Consider the following 20,470-nt stretch of genomic DNA (forward strand, 5'->3'; position numbering starts at 1 on the left):
AAACATCGTAAGCTTTCGCCAGAATCATTCGTCCGCCTTTTCGACCGTCAGCAGCATCTTCGCCGTAACCCCAGCCGTGAAAGGGATGATTACGGTCACGCCGATGCCGATGACGAACATGGAGAGTACTTCCGATACGAGCACCTTTGCATTCAGCGCTTCCCCAAACGTATAGGACAGATCCCTGAACCAAAGGAAAAGCGCAAGGTAACCTCCGATAAAAGAAAAATACAGTGTATTCGCCGTCGTGCCGATGATATCCTTTCCGATCGTCATCCCTGATCGGAATAGTTCCATTTCGTTCAAGTGCGGATTGCGGTGATGGACTTCACACAAGGAGGACGAAATGGATATGGCCGTATCCGTGATGGCCGCTATTGTCCCCGTTAACATCGTACAAATTCCGATCTGGACGAAATCCACAGTCACAAAAAAGGAAAGCGTGGTATACTCCTCCACTTCCTCAGGACCAAAGCCCTGTATCATGGCGAACCGGTGCACGAAGATGATCAACAACAACAAAAACAATGTCGTGGCGAGCGTCGCATAAAAAGCCGCCCGGGTCTTCACATTCACACCATTGATGTAGAACAGATTAATGTAACTGACCCCAACACACGCCAGCAACGTCACAAAAAGTGCAGGAAAACCATTGATCAACAACAGCACCAATATGTAAAGGACCGCAAAATTGAAAAAAAGCGACAGAAACGAAGTGATCCCACTTTTACCGCCCACTACTCCCATCAGGAGCAGAAGCAGCAGCGCCAATACCATCTGTACACTCATTTCGGATTACCCGCTTTCTTGGGGATCAGGCGGACAGCAGCAATGATTGCCAGCGGTACTGTCAAAACAATACCCAGACTCCCCGCCAAAGCCCGGGTTATTTCCAATGATAATTGCATTGAAAAGGTGTGGGACACATCTGAGCCGTTCTCCAGATAGAAAACGAGCGTCGGAATCGCCCCGCTGACATAGGCAAAAAGCAGCACATTCGCCATCGTCCCCATGATGTCCTTGCCGATTTCACGTCCGGACTGCAATAAAGCTTTGATAGATATGGCCGAGTCTTGCTCGTACAGTTCTTGGATAGCTGCTGTCATCGTGACGGCCACATCCATGACAGCACCCAATGAACCGATCAAAATACTGGACAAGAAGATGCGCCGCGGATAATGCGTCACAAACTGCATTTCCTCATATCGCAGGCCTTGTCCGTTCGTCAAGTCGATGACCCCATAGGCGATAATCAAGGTCGTGAATGTTCCGATCAACGTGGCAAGAATCGCTGCATATGTCTTTCTGTTTCTGCCGCTGACCAATAAAAGCGTCAGAACCGTCCAACCGACCACTGCGCCACTGCTGATCCACAATAGTTGTGCATTGTCCGCAATTTCATAATTTTCCAGAGCGGCAGTGAACAGTAGCACATTCCCCGCTATGCTGATGAGGGAAAGCAGGCCTTTGTTGCCAGCTACTGCCATAAGTACAAAAAGGAAAAGAGCCCCAAAGATGACTACATATTTATCCCGTTTCACCTCAATGATTTTGCCCATCAAGGTACCCGTATCATCACTCAAGGACAGGAACAGTTCGTCACCCGAACTGTACATTTGGCTATAGGCAAGTGAAGCGGAATAGTTGTTTTCAAGGATAACCTGCTCTCCTTTCGACTCCCCGTTCATCAGTACAGCCGTCAATTTTTGGTAGTATATGGGATAGTTTTGCTGATCGGCACCGATTGCTTCACCGGTTTCCATGTCTTCCGCTGTAATCACCTTGGCGATCGGCTCTTCATACCATCCGTAGTTATGGTAACTTAACGCAACCGCTATCCCCAGCAGCACCGCAACCAAAGCCAATATAATTCTTTTTTTCCTGCTCAAAACTCCCACTCCTCTCAATGGATTCCTTATGGGTTTCAGCCCGAATCGTGATGAAGATTTTTCTCCATCCGGACATCGTCCCGCCACTGCCCTTGAGCGTAGGTGAAATGAGGGATAATGCCGATTCTCCTGAATCCGGATTTTTCGTACAGCTTGATTGCGCCGCAATTGTGGGAAAATACCCCCAGTTCGATGCGCTGATAACCAAGCTTCCGACACTCCTCTTCATAAAGGTCCAGGACCTTTGCGCCAATGCCTTTGCTGCGCCAATCCGGGTCACCGATATAGATTCCCAGCCAAGCCGTATGCCCGTCATCCTTCAACAAAGCAGTAAAGTTTCGGATGATCGACGCAATCCCGATTGGTTTGTCATCAACGCAGATGAAATAAAGACGCATCTCGGGATTGTCCAGGCTCTCGCGGACATCCGCTTCCGTCACTAAAGGCAGTTCGCTTTCTTCATAATGGGGCGTGATGAACGGCGCAATGGCCGGATCATTTTCCCAACTGAGTATCATCCCGATCAGGTCATCGTTCACCGGTAGATTTTCTAATTTCAAGTCCATCATACTGTCTCCTCTTTTTTCGCCATGTGCTCGTACCATACGAAAAGGATTGCACCGCTTGCTTCGGGTGCAATCCTTTTCGGAAATCGGCCAACTGATTTTCAGAGTACTTTTTCATATGCCCAACGCATGTCACTGATGGTCGTCAAGATATGGCCGCAATAGGTATAGCCGGCTTTCTGCAGCGCACGCTGCATGCTTTTGTTGTCCGGATGCGTATCGATGCGCATGCTGGTATAGCCTTTTTTGAGCGATTCCTCCGTAGCCCACTCCACGATTTCCCCCAGAACACCCTGGCCGCGGAACGCGCCCTTGATTGTGATGCGATGGATGACGCTGTAAGGATTGTCCGTCAGCCAGTGGCCTTCGGTGATGACTTTATAGGTAGGATCCTCACCGCAAAAGAACGCAAACGTTGCCGCCGGAATGCCATCCCGCAAGTAGACATAGCTGTATCCTCCAGCGATATCCTGAAGAATGACCGCTTCGTTCGGATACCCCTTTTGCCATTGATCGATTCCGGATGCTTTTAAAGTAGCTTTCGCCTCATTGATGATTGCCATGATTGCGGGCAGATCCGCTGGCGTTGCTTTTCTGATCATTGCTCCACCGCCTTTCTTTTTCCTTTTCGAATTATACCGGAAACATGCTCGTTTTTAAGCACTTTTGTTGTTTTTCATGCGGAAATCTTACAGATTGAACATTTTCCGGTACTGCTTGATGTAGTTTTGCTTTTGTTTTTTCAGCATATAGAGCGCATTTCTGATCTGGTCCGGCTCGTCAACCATGTCCAAGTCTTCTTTTTGCTTTTCGATGCCTTCGGCCACCGGCTCACAGTAGGCCGCTGCTTTGATTTCATCCAAAATGGCGCTGATTTCCTTGCGCATCCGCTCGGTACGGGGACCCTCGCCGGCCTTGATTTCATCCAGGCTTTCAACGAGTTCCCGGAACGCCAGGTTCCTCCTGACTTTTCCGTCCTTGATGCGGATATATTCTTTCCTGAATTCGGTGACGCCGGGCACCGTCCCGTTCAATTGGTACCAGCCATCATAGAGGATCCAGCCGCCTTCAGGCTCCTCCGGGATGAAGTCCCGTTTCAGTTTGTACACTTCGTCCTCGCCGGTGATTTCCGCCACCCAGCACTTGCTTTCGCTGTCTGCGGGACTGAGCTGCAACCCTAACTTCGACATTCGAAAATCCTCTTTCTGATCTTATTCTTTGCGGGCGACTGCGCATCGCCCGATTCCATTCCTTATTATAGCATCCGTCGTCAATCGGCGACACCGCTGTCCCTGACCTTCACGCCGGCCACAATCTCTTTGGTCGGATCAGCGACATAGCGTTCCCCTTCCACAAGGCCATCCACTATTTCGATGTCATATTCGGTTTCCAGCCCGGTCTCGATATACCTTTTCTCGACCCGGTTTCTGCTGTCCACTACGTATACATAGGCTTTTTCCGAATCCGCTTCGATCTGGACAGCCTCGAAGTTCACCCGCAAGGCACCGAGCTTCTCGACCGTGATGATTTCCGCATCAGCTTCATAGCCTACTTTGATGTTTTCGTCGGGATCCGTGAGCGTGACTTTTACCGCCACTTTGGCATCCTGATCTGCGGATGTCGCTGACTTCTCCGCCAGTTGGCCGATTTCCGAGACGACCCCCTCATATTCCTTGGCGACCCCTTTCACCTTGACGATCGCCTTCTGGCCTACGCGCATATTGACGCTGTCGTACTGACTGACGGCCAGCTTGACCACAAATTCGGTCGCGCCATCAACGATGATTGCATCACCGACTTCAGGATATTCGTTCGCTGCGACACCCATCTTCGTCACGATGCCGTCGACATTGGCTTTCAGATCGCACTCTTCGATTTTTTTATTCAAGTAGGCGATGTCCGTTTTCAGGAGAGCGATCTGATCTTTCTGATTGGAGATCCTTTCCTCCGCTGTCGCGCTTGAGAAGGTTGCTGTTGTCTGCAGGTTCGAAAGCGCAATTTCGGCACTCCGGACGGCTTTTTCGCCGTCGCTGATCGCTTTGACCGCAGCCTCGTACTTTACGGTTGCGCCGGTTTTGGCATTCGCAAGCGTGATTTCCGCATTGCGGACAGCGGCTTCACTGTCAGTGACGGCTTTTTCGGCTGCAGCATATTCAAGAGCGCCAGCGCTTTCTGCATTCGAAAGCACGATTTCCGCATTGTCCACAGCGGCCTGACTGTCCGAAACCGCCTTTTCAGCTGCGGCATATTCCGCATCGGCTGCATTTTTGGCGTTCGAAAGCGCGATTTCTGCGCTGCGGACTGCCGTTTCAGCATCGATCACCACCAATTTGGCAGCATCATGCCCGGTCTGATAGCTCGTTTCAGCACTGCCCAAAGCCAGTTCGGCAGTCCCGACGGCTGCTTCGGCAGTGGTGACGGCCTGTTGCGCGAGCTGGTAGTCCAGCGCATACAGAATCGGATCGGCATCATACAGCGCCTTTACGATATCCAGATTGAGTTTTGCACTCTCATAGGTCGCTTTTGCAGTCTCAAGTGCGCATTCGGCTTCATGCAAGGCATTCTCGAGGTCATCCAGGTTCTTCTTGGCGATCCGGTAGTGCGCTTTCGCATTTTCCAAAGTCAATTCGGCTTGGCCGACTGCATTCGCGTTGGCAATTTCGACGTTATGCAATTTATCCGCAAAAGCCGCAGCATTTGCCTGGGCGCTCTCCAGCGCAAGCTGGGCTTGGCTCACCGCATTGTCATAGAGCGTTCCCCGTCCCGAAAGATTGGCTTTCGCGGCTGCATAATTCGACTGGGCGTTCTCGAGGGCTAGGCTCGCCTGCTTGATGGCATTCGCATTGAGCGCATTGATGTCATCCAGCCCCCCTTGCGCAGCACTGTAATTGGAGCGGGCATTTTCCAGGGCGATCCCCGCTTGGCTTACCGCATTTTGGGAGGAAGCCTTGTCCATGTCTGCGCTGCTCCCGGAAAGATAGGCAAGGGTCGCTTCTGCATTCGCCAGATTGATGGTCTGTTTATCCAACTGGGTGCGGTATTCGGTCGAGTCGATCCGCGCCAGCACTTCGCCTTTTTTGACCGATTGCCCCTCCACAGCAAACACTTCGACAATCTTGGCGGTAGGTGAAGGATAAAGGCTGCTACTGCTGCTTGCTTCGATGTCGCCGGTGATCGGCACGTATTTCGCCAATTGCCCTTTCCAGGCCGTTTGCAGCGAGACTTGCTGGATTTGGGCATTCTGGTACCACCAAAAGGCAGCCGCTCCGCCGCCAAGCACAACCAAAAGAGCGACCGCAGCGATAATGACCGATTTTTTTGATTTGAATAGGATAGCTTTCAGTTTTCCCATAAAGAAGACCCCCTTACGCAATTTCCGGATAATCTTGATGATTGCACCATTTCGGTACCTCAATTTTAACATACCTGCCGATACTTCTGTGAAAATATTGTCAGCGCATACAGATCCGTTTTTGACCTTTTCATTTTTTGACAAAAAATCCCGACACAAATATACTTGAATTGATGGAAACGGATCCAGAAGGAGTGTCTGCAATGATTACGATGACCAATGTTTCGAAGACTTACAAAACCGGTGACGTGGAAACCTACGCCCTCAAAGATGTCAACCTGACCATCGAAGAAGGCGAGTTCGTCGTCATCCTCGGACCCAGCGGCAGCGGCAAGAGCACCCTGCTGAACGTCATCAGCGGCTTGGATACCGTCACATCGGGTGAAATCACCTTCAGGGGCGAGACACTGACAAATTTGGACGAAGAAGGGATGACCGCCTTCAGAAGGAAACATCTGGGCTTCATCTTCCAGCAATACAACCTGCTGCAGAATCTGAACGTCTACGAGAATATACAGATCGGCTCGGACATCGGCACTGCTCCGCTCGATATAGTGGGCCTGCTCGAAAAGGTCGGCTTGGAAAAAGCCCGCAACAAATATCCCAGCCAGCTTTCCGGCGGAGAGCAGCAAAGGGTTTCGATCGTCAGAAGCCTGGCCAAGAATCCCGACATCATCTTCTGCGACGAACCCACCGGCTCGCTGGATGAAGAAAATTCAAAAAAAATCCTGCAACTGCTGCAGGATCTGAACGAAGACTACAACAAGACCGTCATCGTCATCACCCACAACTTGGGCATCGCCGAAATGGCGGACAAAGTCATCAAAATGAACTCCGGACAAATCACGGAGGTCACCCTCAACAAAACCAAAAAGAATGCCCAGGACATTTCCTGGGGATAGGACGAGGTGCGGATCATGCTGCTGAAAAACGTCATCAAAACCTTGCGGAAAAAGTGGATGCAGCTGGTTGCCATCGGCTTCATCATTATCCTGAGCTCCGCCACCTACACCATGATGTTCTACGGCCTGAGCGGCATCGAGGAACCGACGGAAGCTTTCCTGGCGGACTACAACCAGGAGGACTTTGCCGTTGAAATGCTGAACCGGGTCACGCTGGAGGAAGCAGCCTACCCCATCGCGGCGGCGCTGCTCGCCCGGGGCTTTTACTCGCTCAGCGACATCAAGAAAGTCGAGCCCGCCACTTTCTACAAGCTTATGGACAACCGGATCGCCGAGTTTGAAGCGCGCTACCGCGATGTCAGTCTCGAACTGAGGGAATACAAAAACACCTCCTACGTTTATCAAGGACAGTCGCATAAGGCACTGCTCGTGAAGGACGGAAAAAGCATCAACCTTTCCTATATGGAGGAAGGCCGCAAACCCTCAGCCGACAACGAAGTCGCCGTCACCAAAGTATATGCCGACAAGAACGGCCTTTCCATCGGGGACGCCCTCATCATCAAAAACAAAAACTACCGCGTGACGGGCTTTGTGCTTTTCCCGGATTACACCCTGCCGATGTCCGATGAAACCTTCAACTTGGATACCGGACTGCAGACACTGCTGCTCATGTCCGATGAAGAATACGAGAACTTCGACGACAAGGAAAGTTTCCGCTTGGCCGGCATGAACCTGACCGGGGAAAGCATCGATACCGCCTTCGACAAGGAGGAGCTGCCCTTCGTCAGCCAGATTGCGGACACGCAGACCACCATGCGGAGCGGAGCCATCTATGACGAACTGACCCAAGGGAAAGTCATGGCATTGGGGCTGAGCCTCTTCATCGCGGCCATCGCCGTCATCATCGTATCGATACTGATCTACAACCTGCTCCATGCCGAAAGAGGCCAGATCGGCATCCTCAAGGCGCTCGGCTACCGCCGTTCGGAAATAGCCCGGCCGTATTTCGTCGCTGTGATGGTTTTTGCTGCTCTCATGCTGATCCTGGGCTACTTCATCGGATCGCTCTATTCCGAACCGTTGAAGAAATTGTATCTCGATTTCTACCTGCTGCCCCAGGTCAAAATCGCCCAGAGCTTCACCGTCTTCGCTACGGCGATCCTGGTTCCATTGCTGTTCTTCTCCTTGGTTTCAGGGGCCATCATCTACCGGATCCTCGGCGAGAACGCCCTGGAACTGCTGAAGCCGCATCAGGCCAAATCGATCAACCGGATCGGAAGGTACCTCAGCCGGGTCCTTGCCAAGGCCAAAGGCAGCACCAAATTCAAATACCTGCACGCGATCAAGAGCACCGGCAGCTTCTTCATCTTCTTCCTGGGCATCATGTTCTCGACCATCCTGATGAGCTTTTCCTTCATGATGGGCGGCATGGTCGATCGGATGACGGTCGATTATCTGAACAAGGTCGCCTATGAGTATGAAGCCTATCTCGATGTCACCAAAAGGCTGCCCGAAACGCGGCCCGGCGACGAAAAATTCCTGATCTATCCCTTTGCTTCGCTGGACGGCAACGTTGTGTCGCTTCAGGGGCTTTCCTCAAGGAACGACCTTTACAGCCTGTATGATACGGAAGGCAATGACATCACAGTGAACATCCAGAACGGCGCCGTGATTACAAAACGGATCAGCCTCAAGCTCGGCATTGAAGAAGGCGACACCATCGAGCTGGTGGTCAACGACGACGCTTTCCCTTTCCTTGTCAAAGGCGTGACCGATGAATACATTTCCGATAAGGTGTACCTGAACATCGAAAAACTCAGCAACATCTTGTCGGAAAACAGCACTTCGCGCCTGTACAGCGGCATCTATTCGCTCAAGAGGCCTTCAGACACCTACTACAGCACGATCATCAGCAAATCCGGACTCATCGAACAATCGAAGGCGATGTCCAACTACACCCAGTTCATCTCGAACGTCATGATCGGCGGGTCGGCAATCATCGCAGCCAGCATTCTGTTCGTGCTCACTTCCTTCACCGTCGAAAAAAACTACTATGTGATTTCGCTGCTCAAAGTGATGGGCTACAGACGCAGGGAAGTCAATGCGATGATCCTGAACAGCTATTTCTTTTATGCCCTGATTTCCTATCTGATCAGCATCCCCATCGCTCTGGGCATATTGAACTTGATGATGCGCTTCTTCACGGAGGAATACGGCGTCATCCTGCCGCTGCAGTACCGGCCGATTTTCCTGCTGCAGACTTTGCTGATATTGGTCCTGATTTTCTTCGCCGGCACCTACATCAGCAGGCGGAAAATCGCCAAAATCCCGCTCCAGGAAGTGCTCAAAGCTTATCAGGAATAGGCTGCACCGGAGGCTTTTCGTTAGCCGCAGACCAGTTCCTGTAGTAAGATATCAGAAAAGCGGACAAGCTCCTGTAAATTTTCATTTCGGAAAGGGATACGATGGAAAAGAATAAAAGACAAAAACTCATCAACTGCGCCGTTATCGGCGTCATCATAGCGGGCATCGTCGCACTAGTTCTGCTCACAAAGAGCGGAAAGATCGAGCGGGTGGCTTTTGGCGAAGAAACGAACACGGAAGCCAGCCTCGGCTCGTTGGAGGACCTGAAGGAAGGTCTGGCCGCCTATCCGGAATTGCACAAAGCCGTCTTCGAGGAGGCTGGTGTCGAACCCGGCGAGAATGCCTTCATCATCCCCGGAATGGAGACGACCTTGACGCTCCATCACGACCACGAAGAAGCGGACATCTGCACAACGATGACACCGCAAGGCTTGGCGGTGAATGCGGATTACCTGTTCCTGTCCGCTTACTGCCAAACAAAAGAACACAATTCGGTCGTCTATGTACTGGATAAAAAGAGCGGCTCCTTCATCAAGGAAATCGTGCTGGACGGCATCCCGCATGCTGGCGGGCTCGCCTACGACAACAACCACGACCTGCTCTGGGTCACCTCGGAAAAAGGCGACACCGCGCAAGTCATCACCCTGGCGCTGGCCGACATCGAAGCTTATGATTTCATGGCAGCATCCGAGCCGATCCGCTACGCCGACAGCATCGACCTGCCGGACATCAAGCGCGCTTCCACGATCACGGTCCACGGAAATGACCTCTATGCGGCTTATTTCAATGACAACGGGGCCAGCGTTATGCACCGTTACGCAATCTCCACAAAGGAAAATGCGGATGGCAAGGAAGTCCGCACGCTCGATACCGGGAAAAGCACCGAAGAAGCCTATCCCGACGACGTCGACAAAATCGGCAGAGAAATCCAAGGTTTGGCTTTCCATCAGGAAAAACTGATGCTGTCCCGCTCCGCCGGCCGCGAAGACGATTCGACCCTGCTTTCTTTTGACCGTCTGCAGGAAACCGAGAATTTCACGGACAAGAACGCCAGCACCGAAATCGCCCTGCCTGCCTATCTGGAACAGATCGCGGTGGACGGAAAGCAGCTCTATATCCTCTTCGAATCGGGCGCCTATCCTTACCGCGACCATGGCAATCCGAGCATCGACCGCGTTCTGCGGGTGGAAATCGACACGCTGTTCTCGGAATGACCTGCCGTCAGCAAAAAACAATCGGAACAGCAGAAAGAAGGGGCGACTCGATCGAGTCCCCCCCTTCTTTCTGCTGTTTGCATTCTGTCGCCTGCCGGAGCAGACTGGTGGAAACCGTGCGCAACTCCGGTCAGGCGGGCGCTCACCGGAGGACAAAGGTGACATCCTGCCGCTTCTCCGGCGAAGCCTGCCTCATCGGAGAACGCAAAATAAATGTTGGCTGAACTCCGGCAAGCCTCCGTTCACCGGAGGAGAGCAACGAAATCCACGCCGGCTAAAGAGCAGGCCGGTCAGTCCAGCTGATCGGTCAGCGCGATGCGGTGGTCCCCCTTCAGCAGTTCCCGCACAATCTCCATGTAGCGTTTGGAGATCGCGCTGAGCGGCCGCACTTTCGAATAGATGAAGCCGATCGTGTTTCTTTGATCGACATCCATCGGCACAACGACGATATGATCCTGCGTGCTCGATTTCAGCAGCCCGGAACCGACCAGATATCCGTTCGTCACGGACAGCAGATTCAATACGGTCGCGCGGTCGCTTGCGCTGATCCGCTGGGCATTCTGATCGACTTGGACCGACTCCTCCATCAGCTGCAGCGTGCTGTTTTTGCTTTGATCGAACGAAATGACAGGATAAGGATGGAGATCTTCCTGCGCTATTTTCGTTTTCTTCGCCAACGGGTGCGACTCGCTGAGGAAGACATGCGGCTGGAAGGCGATCAGCGGATCGAATTTCAGATCGAACGCCTCGAGATGCTGCTTGATGACCTTGCCGTTGAAGTCGTTCAGGTAAATGAAACCGACCTCGCTGACGGCATCCCGCACGTCCTCCATCACTTTCGAGGTGCTCGTCTCCAGGAAGCGGAAATTGAGCGACTCGTCTTTCTTTTCCGACACCAGCCGGGCGAAACCTTCCGAAGCAAAATCGTAATGCTGGCTGGAAACGGAAAACAGTCTCCGGTTTTCGGTCGCATACAGATAGCGGTAATCCAGTTGGTCCGCTTGGGCCACGATCTGATCGGCGAACTCCAAAAGCATGGCCCCTTCTTTGGTTATTTCGATCCCTTTTTTGGAACGTTCGAAAATCTGGATGCCGTATTCTTCCTCCAGGTCCTTGATGCTTGACGACAGGCTGGACTGCGCCATATATAATTGCCTTGCGGCCTCACGAAAAGTGCCGTATTTCGCCACGGTTATGACATATCGCAATTGTTGCAGATTCATATAATTTTTCCTCCTCGTTCCCATTGACGATGGATCCCCATCATTTCCACAAAAAAGTGCATGCGCGTCAACAAAACACACATGCACGAATATTCTTCATCATTTCAGCGCTTCATTCGGAGGCGTGGACACGGATGGGCAAATTGCCCCTGACTCCCTCTACAGAGCGGCCAAGCGCATCCGGTTGCGTAAACAAAAGATGATAAGAATAGACCTGCATGTTTCTTGCATCCGCACATACAACACATCATCATCTGCATGGTTCCGCCTCCCCTTCCGTTCTCATCGCTTTCTAATAAGATAGCTATTTTCTTGGCTCCTGTCAATCATTTTCACTTTTTTGGCTTCAGATGAATTTTCCGGTCACCGAATCCACGTCGTTGCGGATGTCGGCGGGTGTCCCTTCCGCAATGACACGACCGCCGGCATCCCCGCCCCCAGGCCCGAGATCGATGATCCAATCAGCCTCAGCGATGACTTGCGGATTATGTTCCACAATGACCACAGTGCTGCCGGAATCGACCATCCGCTCCAATAATGCCAGGAATTTTTCCACATCGAGCGGATGCAGACCGATAGTGGGCTCGTCGATCAGGTACAGGTTCTTTTTCCCCTTGTTTTCAAGTAATTCTGTGGCCAACTTGAGCCGCTGCGCTTCGCCGCCGGACAAGGTCGTTGTCGTCTGGCCGAGCTCGAGGTAGCCGAGGCCGACATCCTTCAGGAGCCTCAAAATGGTGCTTATTTTGGGCGAATCGGCAAACAGTTCCGCGCCTTCCTCCACCGACAATCCCAACACGGCGTTGATCGAATGGCCGCGGTAGGTCACTGACAGCACCTCATCCTTGAAGCGTTTGCCGGAACAGACGGGACAAGGGACTTCCTGATCCTCAAAAAACAGCAGATTGGTCGTGATGACGCCTAAACCTTCGCAATGATCGCAGCGTCCCCCTTTCGCATTGAAGGAAAAGTGATTGGCGGTCAGGCCCTTTTCGATGGCTGTCGGCTGTCGGCCGAAGATTTTCCGGATTTCCGTATAGGCAGCCGAATAGGTCGCGACATTTGAGCGTTTCATCCGGGTGAGCGGCGCCTGTTCCACGACGACGATCCGATCGAATGATTTGGTCCCGTTCACCTGGTTCGTTTTAATGGAGCCGGCAGTGTCGCCCTTGGCCAATACATCGAACACGAGCGTTGACTTCCCGGACCCCGATATGCCGGTGACACAGATAAGGCAGCCGCTGGGGAAACGGACCGAGATATGCTTGAGGTTATGTTTGTCCGCCCGTTTCACTTCGATGAAGTCGCCGGACCCTTTACGGAAAAGCGTGCGTGGCGCCGCTTTCCGGTTCAGGTAGGCGCCGGTGACGGACCGGGATTGTTTCTTGAGTTGCTCGAGCGTCCCCGATCCGATGATTTCGCCCCCGTATTTCCCCGCTCCCGGACCGATATCGATCAGATAGTTCGCGGCCGCCATAACGGCTGTGTCATGTTCGATGACGAGCAGCGTATTGCCTTTATCCCGCAAAGACCGCAGAATGGTCAGGAGCCCTTCGGTGTCTTGTGGATGCAGACTGATCGTCGGTTCATCCAGGATGTAGATGACGCCCGTGAGGTCCGAATCCAGCACAGCGGCCAAACGCAGCCGCTGCCCTTCTCCACCCGACAGTGTCATCGTCTGCCTGTCCAACGAGAGATAGCCCAATCCCAGCTTCAGTATTCTTTTCAGCTTGGTTTTAAGATCTGTCACGTAGACACCCGCCAACAGTCGCTCGTTGTGTTGCAGCCTAGCTTCGAGGCTGCTGACCCAATCCGTAAGTCCAATCAACGCTTTCCCGGACAGTTCCGGCAAACGCGTCCCTTTCACCGTGACGCTCCGGCTCAGCTTGTTCAGTCTTTCGCCATGGCATTCGGGACATCTGGCCGATTCAAAATAGTTTTCCTGGAGTTTGGAGTTGCCTTTTTTGTCTGCCATTCTGCGCCATAGGTTCGGCAAAACCCCTTCGAACTTCCCTTCCGCAAGCGTTCGCGGCTCCGGCACAGCCGGGAACAGCCGACGGACAGCTTCACTTTCGGTCCCCTCCAGCAACAGCACGCGCTGCGCCGGCGTAAAGTCTTTTACCGGTGTATTTGATTTCAGCGGAATCCCGTAATGGTCGCAGGCGGCAACCAAAGCCTCCAGCTGATAATCCCGGTAGCGGCCTTCCCAGAAGGCGACCGCGCCCTCCTCAAGCGATAGTTTTTCATCGAGCACTTTCTCTTCAACAACCGTCAGCACCTCGCCCAATCCTTGGCAGGTTGCGCAGGCGCCTTCGCGGGTGTTGTAGGAAAAATGGCTGCGGGTCAATTTTTCCATCCGGTGAGCGCAGTGTGGGCAGTACTGGAACACCTTGAAATCATCAGCGCTCCTTTCGGTTTCTTCGCGGCAATCGGCCGAGTCGATCACCTTCCCGCAATTGGGGCAGCTTCTGGTGCTCAGCTTCTCGAACAGCATCCGCAGATCGGTGTAGATGTCTGTGACCGTTCCGACCGTCGAACGCGGATTTTTGTTGGAGACCGGTTGCTTGATTTGGATGGCGGGAGACACGTTGCGGATCGCCTCGATGTCCGGTTTGCGGATCCCTTGGTAGCCGATCGCCTCCAGGTATTGGCGTTGGCATTCCTGATATAGCACATCTATCGCCAGCGTCGTTTTCCCCGAACCGGACACCCCCGTAAGCACAATCCATTTGCTCCGGGGCAAATCCACGCTGATGTTCTTCAGATTTCCTTCCTTAGCGCCGATGATGCTGATGTAGTCCATGATGCTCCCCGCTTCCGTTTTGATTCTTCTGCCCCAATTATATGCCACTTGCTGCGTTTTTGTCTTGATTATAGGGGCTGGATGCGCTGTTTTCTGTTATACTGCAGAGGAGACGACCGCGATGTTCAGGCGGTCAAACAGAGTCAGGAGCGAAATTCATGAAAAAAACAAACCAAAAACAGCCCATCAAAAACAAACGCAAGCCGCTCGAAAAAGCGGCACAAGCCCAAAAGAGCCAGTCCGCCAAAGGGGTTACCCAATACCCCGTGACCGAGCCGATCGAGCTGCTGCCCTTTTTGCTGCAGATCCTCAGCAAGCAGAGCCGCAATTCCGTCAAGTCGATCCTTACCCGCGGACAAGTCACGGTCGACGGCAAGGCCATCACCAAACACAATCATCCCCTGGAACCAGGACAGTCCGTCGGCATTCTGGCAAACAAGGAAGCGCTCAAAAAAACGTCCCTTTCCGGCCTAAAGATTCTGTTCGAGGACGAATCCATCATCGTGATCAATAAGGATGCCGGCTTGCTGTCGATGGCAACCGACGATCCAAAGGAACCGACCGCTTACCGCCAATTGAGCCAATACGTCAAAGAGGAAAACCGCGCGAATCGGATCTTCGTCGTGCATCGCCTGGACCGGGATACGTCCGGCGTCATGCTCTTCGCGAAAACCGAAGAACTGAAAGAGACGTTGCAAAATGATTGGAAAAACATCGTTAAGGAACGCATCTATACTGCCCTGGTCGAAGGCGAGATCAAGAAGGATGCGGGCACCATCTCCTCGTGGCTGACCGAGAGCAAAGCCATGAAAGTCCATTCCAGCCCGAAAGACAACGGCGGCAAGCATGCCGTGACCCATTACCGGAAGGTCAGGGGGAACCGGGATTATACGCTGCTGGAAGTAGAACTGGAGACCGGACGGAAGAACCAGATCCGCGTCCACATGGAGTCCTTGGGCCACCCAGTCGCCGGGGACAAGAAATACGGTGCCCGCACCAATCCGATGAAACGTTTGGGACTGCACGCTTCCACCCTCGCCTTCATCCATCCCGTGACCGGTGAACTCGTCCGCTTCAGCGCGCCCGTTCCGAAAAGCTTTTTGCTGTATTCGAAATGACAAAAAACATGATTCCCCATTTTGCGGAGAATCATGTTTTTTTGTTTTGATTCATTATGGGCTCGGCACATCGGCGAGGTCCGGTTTGACGGCGAAGCCTTTGCGTTCCATTTTCCCCCAGCCCTTGGGTTTCTTGAGTGAGTTCACATATCCCGTCACCCGCCAAAAGCTGATCAATTGGCGGAGTCCGAAATTCTCGATGAAGGCATAGAAGACCAATACGGCCAGTTCTTTGAAAGTGAAGTAATCCGATTCCTTTTCCGCCAGATACAACGAGGAAACGGAAATCAGGATGCCCATCAGGATGATGGAAACGAACAGCAGGCCCGCGATTTCACGGTTCAACAAGCCGAACAGTGCGGCCAGCAGCACCATCACATATCCTTGCATTTCCACAAGCGGCCCCATCATTTCAAAAATGAAGAAGTAAGGCATCGCGATCGTCCCGGCTTTTCCGTAGCGGGGGTTGCCGATCATCTTGTTGTGGAACGTCAAAATGTCGATCAGGCCCCGGTGCCAACGGTCGCGTTGGCGTTTCAGCACGCGGAACGTCTCCGGCACTTCCGTCCAGCAGTTGGCGTTGTAGCTGTATTTGATTTTGAATTTCTGTTTCTTCTCGAGCAGATGGCGGTTCAGGCGGACAACCAACTCCATATCCTCGCCGACTGTATCTTTTTGGTACTCCCCGCTGCTGGTCAGGTAACCGCCGATTTCGATGATGCGGTCCCTTTTGAACAGCCCGAATGCGCCGGAAATGATCAGCAGGCAATCCAATTGCGCCCAACCCACGCGCCCGGCCATGAAGGCGCGGATGTATTCGATCATCTGCAGGCGCGCCACCCGGTTTTCCGGAATCCGCAGATCCGTCAGCATGCCTTTTTCGATGGTGCAGCCGTTGACAGGGAAAATGTTGCCGCCCAAAGCGGGGCATTCGACCTCTTCGTCCAGCATCAGCGAAGCCAACTTGAGCAGGGCGTCCGTCTCCAGCAAAGAATCCGAGTCGATTCCGCAGAAGTATTCTTTTGCCGAAAGGTTGATGCCCGTGTTCAATGAGTCAGCTTTTCCGCCGTTCTCCTTGTCGACGACCGTCAGTTTCGGCAACGTTTCGTTCCGGTAGATCCCTTTGATCGGCATCGTCCTCAGATTCCCGTTCACGGCCTGATCCACTTTTTCCAGACCAAAATATTGGATGAGCGTCTGCAATGTCTGGTCCTTTGAACCATCGTTGACGATGATCAGCTCATAGTCAGGGTAGCGGAGGTTCATCAGCGAGTTCGCGCTTTCGATGATCGAGGCCGCCTCGTTATAGGCCGGAGCGATGATCGAAACGGAGGGCATCATCCCTTTTTTGAACAGGAAAGGCATCTTCTTCAGCTTCCAGTATTTGGCTTGTTCCCTGACCCCGAAGAAGGAGCAGACCAGCAGGAACAGATAGATGCCATTCACCGCCATGGAATAGTAGGCCAAATAATAATTGAAGTCGATTACGTACACTTTCAGTTGCTCCAGCCAAGGCAAGGTGAACAGCAGCTCGCGGTGGCTGATGGCATAGGCGGCCGGGAAACTGAAGAACAGCACGAGTAGCAGGAAATACAGATAAAGGATGACCCGTTTGTTCTGCTTCTCTTCCCGCTTTACCGCTTCGGGCACAAAGCGCATCTGGCCGCATTTCTTCAGCAGCGTCTCATTGAGATAGGTCCGATAGGTCAGCCGGACTTCCGGACTTTTGTCGAACACGTCCTTCAGGATCGGAATCATTTCCCGCTCGATGGCAGGATCGCGGTTTTTGTTCAGGAAACTGATGATGTTGCTGTTTTTCCCCCGCAGCATGATCTCCTTGATGATTGCCTGGAAATCTTCCTTGTTTTCCGAGGACACCTTCAGCATCATATAGTCCACGCGTTTTGAGATCAGTTCCGCCAGGCCGCTCCGGACATGCTCATTGCTGTATTTGCGGAATTCCTCCAGCAGGATGCAGACTTGCGGCGGCCTCTGGGCGATGATTTTCCCGATCGCCTCCATCGCGGCTTCCTTATATTCATCCTCCGCAAGCAAAGGGATCAGCACATACAGGTTTTCCGCGGAGGGGTTTTCCCCGTATGCCCGGATGGAAAGGCCGCGGATGTATGGATCCGGGTGCTCCAAATATTCCGGGCGGTCGATTTCGATGAAATAGACCTTGATCAGCACGGAAGCTGCCTTGTAACGGATAGCCTCTTCCTCATCGGGGTCCCTCGCGATGTTGCGCAGGTAGTCCTGCAGCGCAGTGACCGGGTAAGCCTCGGCGAAACCGATGATCAGTTCCTTGTATTCGCTGCGCTGGCTGTCCTTGATCTGCGAAAAGAATTCGAAAGAGGCCTTCCCATACTCATTCAGCAACGGGTGGACCTTTTCGCGGTACCACTGCGGCGCATCCAGCAGGCTGTGGGCGATGGGCGGGATGGAGCACGGGTGTTTGATCCCCACCAAGGTGTGGATATAATAAAGTTTGGCCGAATAATGGCGTTCCTTGTACAAGGCCTCTTCGATCGCTTGGCGGGCCGTCTCTGTATTGATGACGCCCAAATATACAGCAGCTTCGATGCGGCGGTATTTCAAGCGCGAACGCAGCCGTTTCCGATAAAATGCTTCCAGATCAAATGTTTCGATGACAGCCATGAAGGCCGCTTCCTTTTCCGCATCGATCGTGATGACTTGCTTCAAATCAGTGTAGCGCTTCATGAAAAGCTTTGCGTCTTTTTTGTAAAGGATACCTTCCTTGTCCAGCAGGCCGTCGATGATGAACCGGTCCATCTCGGCCGTCATCGTTTTCAGGTCATCATGCCGCTGTTTGTTGAAGAAGACCATCAAAATCATCCAGACGATCAGCGACGAAATGGCGAAGATAGCGAAAAGAATCGTTCTGGCGTCCATCGTCATGTCAATCACTGCCCCTCAGTATATTTTTGGTGATGCCGATCAGTTCCGTGAACATGAACGGTTTCTTAAGGTAGTGCCTCACCTGCAGGTCGAAAGCCCGCTCCACTGTCGCTTTGTCCTTTTGGTGGGACATCAGGATGTACGGAATCCGGCTGCGCTCCGAGTAGAAAGAAAGACTTTCTTTCAGCAGCAGTCCATCCATTTTCGGCAACAGCAGCTCCGAAATGATCAGACTGATCCGCTCTTTTTTTGTCAACGCCAGAGCCTCAAGACCATCTTTCGCTGTATGGACGCTGAAGCCTTCCTTCTCCAAAGCGCGCTTCAGGAGATCCAGCGTGAGTTCGTCCTCATCCACAAGGAGGACATTTTTGACGGCATCCGCATTTGGGCTGACCTTCGTCTCGCTGCACACGCTGTTTCCGGTCAGTTTGGCGATCTGCAGACGGCTGTATGCCGTATTTTGGACGAACTCGGAAATGCTTTCCGGCTTGTCCAAAGCTGCGGTCACTTCTTCAAAAAACACCATGCCGATCGACAGGGTGATCCGTTCCCGGAACAGGTTGGACTGGGCCGTCGTTTTCCGGATTTGCTCAGCTGCCGCTATGGCCTTCGTCTTTTCCGAATCCGGTATGAAGCAGGCGAAAAGCGCGTCCTGAAGCTTGAAGACGCGATGCTTCTCCCCCTTGTCCCGTTTCAGCAGATAGGCGAGGTTCTTCAGCGTTTCGTCCCGATAACGGGTGCCGTACTCCAGCCTGATGTCGGCCAGATTGTCGATATCGATCAGGCAAAGCGCTCCGTTGGGGAAGTCGCCGTATGCATTCTTCATGTAGTCGAGGAAAAACATTTCGTTGAACAGCCCTGTAATCGGGCAGCGGATGAATTTGTCCTGGATTTTTTCCATGCTTGCCACCAGATTTTTGTTGAAGGCTTCCAATTTGCGGTACTTGTCGTTGATTTCCTTGATTTTCCTGTCCCTTTTGAGCAGTTTCGAATGGATGATTTCCGGAACCGGAATCGCATATTCCTGGCGGATGGCTTGGGTCAAGGGTTCCAAAACTTCCAAGATTGCCAGGCCCTTCTCGCGGAAAATGACTTCGAACAGTTTGTTCCAGGCTTCCACCCCGGATGCTGCATACTCTTGGATAAGCCCGCTCTCTTCATCCAAAACGGCGCCTTGTCTCTCCAGGACAGCTCGGATGGCAGCTGGTTCATACATGGTATACAGCTTCTGGACGACGCGGTTGCAAGCCAACAGATAGCGTTTCGAAGCGGACAGCTTGGGTTCACTGCCGCTGCCATAATTCCATTCCCGCAGCGTACCGATAAAGCTTTCGATTTCCTCATCCACTATCTTTCCTGTTCTGGGCGCAAGCCTGTTGATATCGCTGCGCAGAAGTTTGTTCATCAGGGAATGCATCCATTCACCGTACGGCAAGTATTGCCCCTCATGCCCTTCCTCCACCAGCGATTCTTGCTGGCGTTTCATGAAGGGGGTGAACAAGTTGCCGGAAAAAAGCGTGCTTGTCCTTTCGTCATACGTTATGACGATCCCGCTTAGGAAAATATAGGGAGGAACAAAAAATTGCAGTTTCCTGCCCGAAGGCAAAATAAGCTCATAGCCTTCTTCGTCAAGCAAGTAAACGTCAGACGTAACCCCAAAATGCCGCAGCCCCCTTGCCGTCACGCCATGTGTCACAACGACCGCCTGCAATCCTTTCTGTTCCCACAAAGGCAGGCTTGCGCAACATTCCGGTCCCGGATGCTGCACAATCACATGGGTGATCCTCTCCAACGGGATAATCTTTAGCACATCCTCAAAGCCCGCTTCAAATCCCGCCACAGGACCCGGATCGATGAGGATGCCGTTCCCGTTTTCCATCAATAAATAAGCATTGCAATCACTATTTTCCCCTACCGGATAAAAACCTTCTGTAATCATCCTATCGGCCAGTCGATTTCCCATTATTTTATCCCTCTATTTTAGCTTCATGTTAATTTGATGATATTCTGTTTGATAAATAAACAGAATTATAGCATATCCTTCACTGAAAAAACGTTAAATTCTTGTTACAGTAAGGCTTGTTTTCCCCTGATCCAAGCAGTCTTTCCCGGCCTGCGCGAAA

General features: G+C 52.4%; 14 protein-coding genes. 4 read left to right on the forward strand and 10 right to left on the reverse strand.

The window, feature by feature from the left end:
* Positions 1–24: 24 nt before the first annotated feature.
* From BMX58_RS03740 to BMX58_RS03765, 6 genes are all read right to left on the reverse strand, one after another.
* Positions 25–789 (reverse strand): YibE/F family protein, encoded by a 765-nt coding sequence (locus BMX58_RS03740; RefSeq protein ID WP_068622413.1) that lies wholly within the window; start codon positions 787–789, stop codon positions 25–27.
* On the reverse strand, positions 786–1,889 hold the full coding sequence (locus BMX58_RS03745) for a YibE/F family protein (RefSeq protein ID WP_084253843.1): 1,104 nt from the start codon (positions 1,887–1,889) through the stop codon (positions 786–788). Before BMX58_RS03745 ends, BMX58_RS03740 begins: the two co-directional genes overlap by 4 nt.
* A gap of 35 nt (positions 1,890–1,924) precedes the next feature.
* Positions 1,925–2,458 carry a GNAT family N-acetyltransferase gene (locus BMX58_RS03750; RefSeq protein ID WP_162268604.1) on the reverse strand — a complete coding sequence of 178 codons (534 nt, stop codon included), beginning with the start codon at positions 2,456–2,458 and terminating at the stop codon, positions 1,925–1,927.
* 98 nt (positions 2,459–2,556) lie between these two features.
* Entirely contained in the window at positions 2,557–3,057 is a 501-nt protein-coding gene (locus BMX58_RS03755) for a GNAT family N-acetyltransferase (protein ID WP_068622409.1), read from the reverse strand.
* An 87-nt stretch (positions 3,058–3,144) separates the two neighbouring features.
* Positions 3,145–3,645 carry a hypothetical protein gene (locus tag BMX58_RS03760; RefSeq protein ID WP_068622407.1) on the reverse strand — a complete coding sequence of 167 codons (501 nt, stop codon included), beginning with the start codon at positions 3,643–3,645 and terminating at the stop codon, positions 3,145–3,147.
* Positions 3,646–3,725: 80 nt separating this feature from the next.
* Positions 3,726–5,807 (reverse strand): permuted SH3 domain-containing protein, encoded by a 2,082-nt coding sequence (locus BMX58_RS03765; protein WP_068622405.1) that lies wholly within the window; start codon positions 5,805–5,807, stop codon positions 3,726–3,728.
* 203 nt (positions 5,808–6,010) lie between these two features.
* On the opposite strand from BMX58_RS03765, the gene BMX58_RS03770 reads away from it, so the two are divergent.
* The 3 genes from BMX58_RS03770 (at position 6,011) to BMX58_RS03780 (ending at position 10,287) form a co-directional block, all read left to right on the forward strand.
* Complete coding sequence (locus BMX58_RS03770) at positions 6,011–6,709, forward strand: ABC transporter ATP-binding protein (RefSeq protein WP_068622403.1); 699 nt, start codon at positions 6,011–6,013, stop codon at positions 6,707–6,709.
* A gap of 15 nt (positions 6,710–6,724) precedes the next feature.
* Positions 6,725–9,073 carry an ABC transporter permease gene (locus BMX58_RS03775; protein ID WP_068622401.1) on the forward strand — a complete coding sequence of 783 codons (2,349 nt, stop codon included), beginning with the start codon at positions 6,725–6,727 and terminating at the stop codon, positions 9,071–9,073.
* 101 nt (positions 9,074–9,174) lie between these two features.
* Positions 9,175–10,287 (forward strand): YncE family protein, encoded by a 1,113-nt coding sequence (locus BMX58_RS03780; RefSeq protein ID WP_068622399.1) that lies wholly within the window; start codon positions 9,175–9,177, stop codon positions 10,285–10,287.
* Positions 10,288–10,577: 290 nt separating this feature from the next.
* On the opposite strand, the gene BMX58_RS03785 is transcribed toward BMX58_RS03780, so the two are convergent.
* Both BMX58_RS03785 and BMX58_RS03790 read right to left on the reverse strand, forming a co-directional pair.
* The gene (locus BMX58_RS03785; RefSeq protein WP_068622397.1) at positions 10,578–11,510 is read right to left on the reverse strand and encodes a LysR family transcriptional regulator; all 933 of its coding nucleotides are present in this window, start codon (positions 11,508–11,510) and stop codon (positions 10,578–10,580) included.
* Positions 11,511–11,856: 346 nt separating this feature from the next.
* The gene (locus tag BMX58_RS03790) at positions 11,857–14,358 is read right to left on the reverse strand and encodes an ATP-binding cassette domain-containing protein (RefSeq protein ID WP_204243765.1); all 2,502 of its coding nucleotides are present in this window, start codon (positions 14,356–14,358) and stop codon (positions 11,857–11,859) included.
* 110 nt (positions 14,359–14,468) lie between these two features.
* Between BMX58_RS03790 and BMX58_RS03795 the strand changes: the two genes are divergently transcribed.
* Positions 14,469–15,428 (forward strand): RluA family pseudouridine synthase, encoded by a 960-nt coding sequence (locus BMX58_RS03795; protein ID WP_084253836.1) that lies wholly within the window; start codon positions 14,469–14,471, stop codon positions 15,426–15,428.
* A 54-nt stretch (positions 15,429–15,482) separates the two neighbouring features.
* On the opposite strand, the gene BMX58_RS03800 is transcribed toward BMX58_RS03795, so the two are convergent.
* Together BMX58_RS03800 and BMX58_RS03805 are read right to left on the reverse strand one after the other, a co-directional pair.
* The gene (locus BMX58_RS03800) at positions 15,483–18,347 is read right to left on the reverse strand and encodes a glycosyltransferase (RefSeq protein WP_084253834.1); all 2,865 of its coding nucleotides are present in this window, start codon (positions 18,345–18,347) and stop codon (positions 15,483–15,485) included.
* A 1-nt stretch (position 18,348) separates the two neighbouring features.
* Positions 18,349–20,310: an oxygen-binding di-iron domain-containing protein gene (locus tag BMX58_RS03805; RefSeq protein ID WP_068622394.1), complete on the reverse strand. Its 1,962-nt coding sequence runs from the start codon at positions 20,308–20,310 to the stop codon at positions 18,349–18,351.
* Positions 20,311–20,470: the final 160 nt, after the last annotated feature.

Origin of the sequence: Trichococcus ilyis, from assembly GCF_900109135.1 — a bacterium.
Taxonomy (GTDB): Bacteria; Bacillota; Bacilli; order Lactobacillales; family Aerococcaceae; genus Trichococcus; species Trichococcus ilyis.